The organism is Streptomyces sp. NPDC059874, assembly GCF_042731135.1.
In the GTDB taxonomy this organism is placed as follows: Bacteria; Actinomycetota; Actinomycetes; order Streptomycetales; family Streptomycetaceae; genus Streptomyces.
The window spans coordinates 95,726-102,667 of sequence record NZ_JBHWJY010000025.1 but is presented as its reverse complement, the minus strand read 5'-3'; the positions used below and the strand labels follow the sequence as shown (position 1 = coordinate 102,667).

Annotated in this window: 7 protein-coding genes; 1 reads left to right on the top strand and 6 read right to left on the bottom strand. The window is 70.9% G+C overall.

Annotated elements, in window-relative coordinates; translation table 11 throughout:
* Nucleotides 1-46: 46 nt before the first annotated feature.
* The 5 genes from ACFV9H_RS17200 to ACFV9H_RS17180 all read right to left on the bottom strand — a co-directional run bounded on the left by ACFV9H_RS17200 (nt 47) and on the right by ACFV9H_RS17180 (nt 4,681).
* Nucleotides 47-1,345 (bottom strand): DUF6986 family protein, encoded by a 1,299-nt coding sequence (locus tag ACFV9H_RS17200; RefSeq protein ID WP_385398582.1) that lies wholly within the window; start codon nt 1,343-1,345, stop codon nt 47-49.
* Nucleotides 1,346-1,519: 174 nt separating this feature from the next.
* A complete protein-coding gene (locus ACFV9H_RS17195; RefSeq protein ID WP_385398580.1) occupies nt 1,520-2,482 on the bottom strand; it encodes an electron transfer flavoprotein subunit alpha/FixB family protein in 963 nt (320 codons plus the stop codon).
* Between the two features lie 58 nt (nt 2,483-2,540).
* Nucleotides 2,541-3,326 (bottom strand): electron transfer flavoprotein subunit beta/FixA family protein, encoded by a 786-nt coding sequence (locus tag ACFV9H_RS17190; RefSeq protein WP_385398577.1) that lies wholly within the window; start codon nt 3,324-3,326, stop codon nt 2,541-2,543.
* A 201-nt stretch (nt 3,327-3,527) separates the two neighbouring features.
* Nucleotides 3,528-4,061 carry a flavin reductase family protein gene (locus ACFV9H_RS17185; protein WP_385398575.1) on the bottom strand — a complete coding sequence of 178 codons (534 nt, stop codon included), beginning with the start codon at nt 4,059-4,061 and terminating at the stop codon, nt 3,528-3,530.
* Nucleotides 4,062-4,324: 263 nt separating this feature from the next.
* Nucleotides 4,325-4,681, bottom strand: coding sequence for a thioredoxin family protein (locus tag ACFV9H_RS17180; protein ID WP_385398573.1), 357 nt, complete (start codon nt 4,679-4,681; stop codon nt 4,325-4,327).
* A gap of 231 nt (nt 4,682-4,912) precedes the next feature.
* Here ACFV9H_RS17180 and ACFV9H_RS17175 point away from each other — a divergent pair, with 231 nt between their 5' ends.
* Nucleotides 4,913-5,635: a lysophospholipid acyltransferase family protein gene (locus ACFV9H_RS17175; RefSeq protein ID WP_385398570.1), complete on the top strand. Its 723-nt coding sequence runs from the start codon at nt 4,913-4,915 to the stop codon at nt 5,633-5,635.
* Between the two features lie 67 nt (nt 5,636-5,702).
* On the opposite strand, the gene ACFV9H_RS17170 is transcribed toward ACFV9H_RS17175, so the two are convergent.
* Nucleotides 5,703-6,923 (bottom strand): alginate lyase family protein, encoded by a 1,221-nt coding sequence (locus ACFV9H_RS17170; RefSeq protein WP_385398567.1) that lies wholly within the window; start codon nt 6,921-6,923, stop codon nt 5,703-5,705.
* Nucleotides 6,924-6,942: the final 19 nt, after the last annotated feature.

Genomic DNA, 6,942 nt, shown 5'->3' with positions numbered 1-6,942 from the left:
GGACGCGGAGGGCTGGCCCCGGCCGGGCCTCGCGCGCAGTTCGGGATCAGGCGGTCGCCGTCAGCGTGGCCGAGCGGCGGGGGATCGCGAAGGCGTCCAGCTCCGCGCGGGTCAGGCCGGTCAGGGCGGTGACCTCCTCGGCGCCGACGGCGCCGCAGTCCAGGCCGCGGACCAGGTAGCCGGCCAGGGCCTTGGCGGTGGCGGGCTCGTCCATCACGTCGCCCTCGATCTTGGCGACGTACGCCTTCAGACGCGCGGCGGCGGTTTCGAGGCCCTCGCGGTAGAAGGTGAAGACGGCCGCGTAGCGGGTCGGCAGGTGCGCCGGGTGCATGTCCCAGCCCTGGTAGTAGGCGCGGGCCAGGGCGCGGCGGGTGAGGCCGTAGTGCAGCTTCCAGCCCTCGTGGACCTTCTCGGTGGTGCCGATGGGCAGCACGTTGGTGGAGCCGTCGGAGACGCGTACGCCGGTGCCGGCGGCCGCGACCTGCATGATCGCCTTGGCGTGGTCGGCGGCGGGGTGGTCGCTGGCCTGGTAGGCGGCGGAGACGCCGACGCAGGCGCTGTAGTCGAAGGTGCCGTAGTGCAGTCCGGTGGCGCGTCCCTTGGAGGCCTCGATCATGCGGGCCACGGTGGCGGTGCCGTCGGAGGCCAGGATGGACTGGCTGGTCTCGATCTGGATCTCGAAGCCGATCCGCCCCGGGCGCAGGCCGCGGGCCGTCTCGAAGGCCTCCAGCAGCTGGACGAAGGCGGTGACCTGCTCGGCGTACGTGACCTTGGGCAGGGTCAGGACCAGGTTGTCCGGGAGCCCGCCGTGGGCGAGCAGGCCGGACAGGAAGATGTCCGTGGTGCGGATGCCGCGGTCGCGGACGTTGGACTCCATGCACTTCATGCGGATGCCCATGTAGGGGGCATTGGTGCCGTTGGAGTACGCCTCGGAGATCAGGCGGGCGGCGCGGGCCGCGGCCTGGTCCTCCTCCTCGTCGGAGCGGACGCCGAAGCCGTCCTCGAAGTCCACGCGGAGGTCCTCGATGGGCTCGGAGGCGAGCTTGGCGCGGACGCGGTCGTAGACCGGCACGGCCAGTTCGTCGGAGATGCCGAGTACCTTGGCGAAGGTGGCCGCGTCCGGGGCGTGCTCGTCGAGGGCCGCGAGGGCCTGGTCGCCCCAGGAGCGGATGGTGTCCGCCGCGAAGACGTCACCCGGTACGTAGACCGTGTGGATGGGCTGACGGGTGCCGGGGTCGCCCGGGTAGTGGCGCGCGAGTTCCGCGTCCACCGGCGCGAGGGAGGCGCTGATGCCCTCGCTGACCGCGCCTGCGAGGCTCGTCGCCACCTTCTCCTGCTGACCCATCGTGCACTCTCCTCTTTTCCGCTTCACGGAAGCTTAGATCCGCATAGCAGAATTTAGTCACGGGGTTCCGCTCCGTCAATGGTCCCTCCGACGCGTGGGACAAACGACTCGGGGCCGCGCGGTGAGAAACACCACACGGCCCCGGAGAAGTGGAGCTACGAAGAGAAGCGCAGGTCAGCCCTTGCGCGCCTTGATCTCCTCGGTCAGCTGCGGGACGACGGCGAACAGGTCGCCGACCACGCCGTAGTCGACCAGGTCGAAGATCGGGGCCTCGGCGTCCTTGTTGATGGCAACGATGGTCTTCGAGGTCTGCATGCCGGCCCGGTGCTGGATCGCGCCCGAGATGCCGGAGGCGATGTACAGCTGCGGGGAGACCGACTTGCCGGTCTGGCCGACCTGGTTGGTGTGCGGGTACCAACCGGCGTCGACGGCGGCACGCGAGGCGCCGACGGCCGCACCGAGGGAGTCCGCGAGGTCCTCGATGATGTGGAAGTTCTCGGCACCGTTGACGCCGCGGCCGCCGGAGACCACGATCGCGGCCTCGGTCAGCTCGGGGCGGCCGGTCGACTCGCGCGGGGTGCGGGAGACGACCTTGGTGCCGGTGGCCAGGGCGCCGAAGGTGACGGCGAGCGCCTCGACGGCGCCGGCGGCCGGAGCGGCCTCGACCGGGGCCGAGTTCGGCTTCACGGTGATGACCGGGGTGCCCTTGGAGACACGGGACTTGGTGGTGAACGAGGCGGCGAAGGCGGCCTGCGTCGCGACCGGACCCTCGTCACCCGCCTCCAGGTCGGTGGCGTCGGTGATGATGCCGGAGCCGATGCGGACGGCCAGGCGGGCGGCGATCTCCTTGCCCTCGGCGGAGGACGGGACGAGCACGGCGGCCGGGGAAACGGCGTCGTACGCGGCCTGGAGCGCGTCCACCTTCGGCACCACGAGGTACTCGGTGAACTCGGGGGCGTCGGCGGTGAGGACCTTGACCGCACCGTGCTCGGCGAGCACGGCGGCGGTGTCGGCGGCACCGGCACCCAGGGCGACGGCGACGGGCTCGCCGATGCGGCGGGCCAGCGTCAGCAGCTCGAGGGTGGGCTTGCGGACGGCGCCGTCCACGTGGTCGACGTAGACGAGAACTTCAGCCATGGGACTGCTCTCCTGCTATTGCGAAGTGTCTGGGGGCTATGAGGGGTGGCCGAAGCTCTTAGATGAACTTCTGGCCGGCCAGGAACTCGGCCAGCTGCTTGCCGCCCTCGCCCTCGTCCTTGACGATCGTGCCGGCGGTACGGGCCGGGCGCTGCGCCGCGGAGTCGACCGCGGTCCAGGAGCCCTCCAGGCCGACCTCGTCGGCCTCGATCTCCAGCTCCTCCAGGTCCCAGGACTCGACCGGCTTCTTCTTGGCGGCCATGATGCCCTTGAAGGAGGGGTAGCGGGCCTCGCCCGACTGGTCGGTCACGGAGACGACCGCGGGGAGGGAGGCCTCGAGCTGCTCGCTCGCGGTGTCGCCGTCACGGCGGCCGGTCACGGTGCCGTCCTCGACCTTGACCTCGGAGAGCAGGGTGACCTGCGGGACGCCCAGGCGCTCGGCCAGGATCGCCGGCAGCACGCCCATGGTGCCGTCGGTCGACGCCATGCCCGTGATGACCAGGTCGTAACCGGCCTTCTCGATGGCCTTGGCGAGCACCAGCGAGGTGCCGATGACGTCGGTGCCGTGCAGGTCGTCGTCCTCGACGTGGATGGCCTTGTCGGCGCCCATCGAAAGCGCCTTGCGCAGCGCGTCCTTGGCGTCCTCGGGGCCCACCGTCAGGACGGTGATCTCGGCGTCGTCGGCCTCATCGGCGATCTGCAGCGCCTGCTCGACGGCGTACTCGTCGAGCTCCGACAGCAGGCCGTCGACGTCGTCGCGGTCGACGGTCAGGTCATCGGCGAAGTGCCGGTCGCCGGTGGCGTCGGGCACGTACTTCACACAGACAACGATCCTCAGGCTCACGCCGGCTCTCCTACCGCATCGTCTTTTTCTGATACCGCCTTGTGCAGGCAGCATAGGCGCCTTGTCGGGCGGATCCCGGTCGGGGCGGCCCGCGCTCCGATGGGAATGTTACTCGTCAGTACACCGTGGGTTCCACCAAGTCGCAAGGCCGGTGAACTGTGATCTGTCCAACGCCCTCCAACCCGCCCCAACAGGGACGATTCAGTCGCGCAACGCGTTGAAGCGCCCCTGGTGGTACAGGAGGGGCAGGCCTTGCCCCGTGGGATCCCCTGCCGGGTTCCCGGCGACCGCCTCCGCGATGATCACACGGTGCTCGCCGGCGGGCACACGCGCCACGACCCGGCAGACCAGCCACGCCAGCACACCGTCCAGGACCGGGACCCCGTGCGGGCCGACGCTCCAGTCGGTGGCCGGACCGAAGCGGTCGGCTCCGCTCCGGGCGAACAGGCCCGCCACCTCCCGCTGGTGCTCGCCGAGTATGTGGACGCCGAGGTACTCGCTGTCGCGCACCGCGGGCCAGCTGGAGGACCCGGTGCCGATCGTGAACGACAGCAGGGGCGGCTCGGCGGAGACGGAGTTGAGCGAGGTGGCGGTGAAGCCCACCGGCCGCCCGCCGTCCGCGGCGGTGATCACGGCAACGCCGGCGGCGTGCCGACGGAAGACGGAGCGCAGGAGTTCGGGCGAGCCGGGGCGGACGGTGTCGAGGCGGGGGGACGGAGCCGTCGGGGCGGTCATGTGTCTTCCTTCTGCCGCTGCGATCGCGGGCACGGTCGGGGATCAGGGGTCGGGGCGTTCAGTGATCCCAACAGCGCGCGCTCGCGTGGCGGACGAGGTCTATGTGGACCCGGCCGAAGAGCAGGAGTTCAAACCGCATGCCGCCAGCCTGGCGATCTCCCGTGTACACAGTCAAGCGGGACGGGACAGATGTCAGGCGCGTCACGCTGCGTGCGGGCGCGCGCACCGGCGCGTCCGGGCCCGGCGGTCGAGCGGGCGCCATGTCATACCGCGGCCCCGAGGGCGGCGATCACGTCCACCTTGCGCGGCATCCCGGCCGCCCGCCGCACGACACGGCCCGCCGAGTCCAGTACGAGCACGGTCGGGGTCTTCTCGATGCCGAGGGCCCGTACGAGGTCCAGCCGTTCCTCGGCGTCGATCTCGATGTGTGCGACCCCCTCGACCATCGCCGCGACCTCGGCGAGGATCCGCCGGGTGGCCCGGCAGGGCTGGCAGAAGGCGCTGGAGAACTGCACGAGGCTGGCCCGCTCCCCCGGGTCCGCACCCAGTTCCGCCGCGCCCAGCCTGGTCGGCCCGTCCGCTCGCCCGAGCACCCGCACTCCGCCTCCGCCCGCCTTCATCGGCCTTCGTCTCGGCCTTCGTCCACGTACATCATCGCCGTACGCTCGTCCGAGGATCGGAGCGCGGCTCGGACCTGCGGAATTCCCGGCGTGACGAGAATCTCCCCGGGCGCGGGCCTCTGGACTGGCCAGCAGCCCGCGTATGGGGCACGATCCCCATGGCCGCGTACCTACGCTGCCGTAACTTCCGGCCGGGAGCACCTCCCCAGGCAGAAAGCGGGGTTCCGCACCATGGCTGAGCTCGTCTACCCCCCGGTGATCGGCGCCGCGCACACGCTGTTCCGGGCGCTCGACATCCGTATCGACATGAAGGGCACCGAGAACATCCCGCGCCAGGGCGGGGCGGTCCTGGTGTCGAACCACATCGGATATCTCGACTTCATCTTCGCCGGCTTGACCGCGCGGCCGCAGAAGCGGCTCGTGCGCTTCATGGCGAAGGAGTCGGTCTTCCGGCACCGGGTGTCGGGCCCGCTGATGCGCGCGATGAAGCACATCCCCGTGGACCGCAAGCAGGGTGAGACGGCGTACCAGCACGCCCTCGACTCGCTGCGGTCCGGCGAGATCATCGGGGTCTTCCCGGAGGCGACGATCTCCCAGTCCTTCACCCTCAAGAGCTTCAAGTCGGGTGCGGCGCGGATGGCGCAGGAGGCCGGTGTCCCGCTGATCCCGGTGGCGCTGTGGGGCACCCAGCGCCTGTGGACCAAGGGGCGGCCGAAGGACCTGAAGCGCAGCCACATCCCGGTGACGATGCGGGTGGGCGAGCCGATCGAGGCGCCGACCGACCAGTACGCCGGTGCGATCACGCGCAGGCTGCGCGAGCGGGTCCAGGAGCTGCTCGACTCCGCGCAGCGCGCCTATCCGACCAAGCCCAAGGACGCCACCGACTCCTGGTGGCTCCCGGCGCACCTCGGCGGCACCGCGCCGACGGCGGCCGAGGCCAAGGAGCGGGGCTGACCCCGCAGAAGCCATGAGCGACGGCCCCGCACACGGTGCGGGGCCGTCGCTCGGCCGTGCCCGGAGCTCAGTTGGGGTTCGCGGCGTGGGTCAGGGTCTCCCAGGCCTCGAAGTGGTTCTCGGTGCCCGCGGGGCGCCGTCCCTCGGTGAGCCTGCGGGTGTTCTCCATGGTGACGCCGAGCCGGGTGTGCAGGGCGTTGTAGCCGACCTCGGTGGCCGGCCCGATCCCCTTGACGACCTTGCCGCCGCAGAGCCAGGACGGGACCGCCTCGCCGAGTTCGTACTTCGCGTGGAAGCCCAGCGCGTGCCGGAACCGGTCCTTGAACTGCGGGTACAGGTCGCGGCCTTGGATCCGTGAGGTCTCGGCGACGTGCATGGTCGCCGCGATGGCCATGCCGGTGTGACCGAAGTCCCGGCAGGTCTCCTGGGCGAGTCCGTCCACGAAGGTGCTCTGGCCGTGCCAGTAGTCGATCAGCTCGCTCCTGGTGTCGATGTTCGAACGCGGCGGGTAGGCGGGCTGCGCGCCGTCGGACGCCAGGTAGAAGTAGGCGGGGACGCGGCCGAGGTAGATGCCCATCGCCTTGTCGTAGCTCGCGCGGTCGTCGAGGTGGACCGAGATGCCGACGGCCGCGTCCATCATGATCAGTTCCCAGTTGCCGTTGCTGTTCGGCTTCCCGCCGATCACCTCGGGCAGGTAGACCTCGCGCAGCATGGTGGCGAAACGCCCCTGGTTCGGCCAGCCGCCGGTGTACGTGTGCTTGATGATCTCGGCGGCGCGCGGCCAGGTGGAGCCGGCCCAGCCGCTCTGCAGCGGCGCGTTGCTGTTGGTGTGTTCCTTGATGATCGCGGACCAGGCGTCCATCAGCTCGATGGACTTCCTCGCGTGCGCGGCGTCCTTGGTGACGTACCAGGCGAGTGCGTGGCTGTAGGCGGCGATGGCGTCCTCGCGCTCGTCGGAGCAGCCGAGGTTCGGGTTGGAGTACGAGCCGCACTCGACTACCGCGCGGGGTTTCGCGGTCCGGGTCGGCGAGGCGTATGTGCTCGCCAGCATCTGGTCGTACGCAGCCTTCCAGGGCTGCCGACCGGCCTGTACCTGAGTACGGACGAACTCCAACTGGGCGCGGCTGCTGAGGACTCCGGGGTGCGCGAACTGCGCGGGGGCGGCCGGACGGGCGGGGGCCACGGGGGCTGCGGGCTCTGCGGGCGCCGCCGAGGTCGGGGCGGGAAGCAGGGTCACGGCTAAGCCGAGGGTCAGGGCGGCGAGCCCTGCGGGGATTCCGAAACGCATGGGGGCCTTCCGGTGGGAG

Excerpts from the sequence above, each read along its gene's own strand:
- ACFV9H_RS17200 (WP_385398582.1), bottom strand. The coding sequence starts at position 1,345 with ATGGGTCAGCAGGAGAAGGTGGCGACGAGCCTCGCAGGCGCGGTCAGC.
- ACFV9H_RS17195 (WP_385398580.1), bottom strand. The coding sequence starts at position 2,482 with ATGGCTGAAGTTCTCGTCTACGTCGACCACGTGGACGGCGCCGTCCGC.
- ACFV9H_RS17185 (WP_385398575.1), bottom strand. The coding sequence starts at position 4,061 with ATGACCGCCCCGACGGCTCCGTCCCCCCGCCTCGACACCGTCCGCCCC.
- ACFV9H_RS17180 (WP_385398573.1), bottom strand. The coding sequence starts at position 4,681 with ATGAAGGCGGGCGGAGGCGGAGTGCGGGTGCTCGGGCGAGCGGACGGG.
- ACFV9H_RS17175 (WP_385398570.1), top strand. The coding sequence starts at position 4,913 with ATGGCTGAGCTCGTCTACCCCCCGGTGATCGGCGCCGCGCACACGCTG.
- ACFV9H_RS17170 (WP_385398567.1), bottom strand. The coding sequence starts at position 6,923 with ATGCGTTTCGGAATCCCCGCAGGGCTCGCCGCCCTGACCCTCGGCTTA.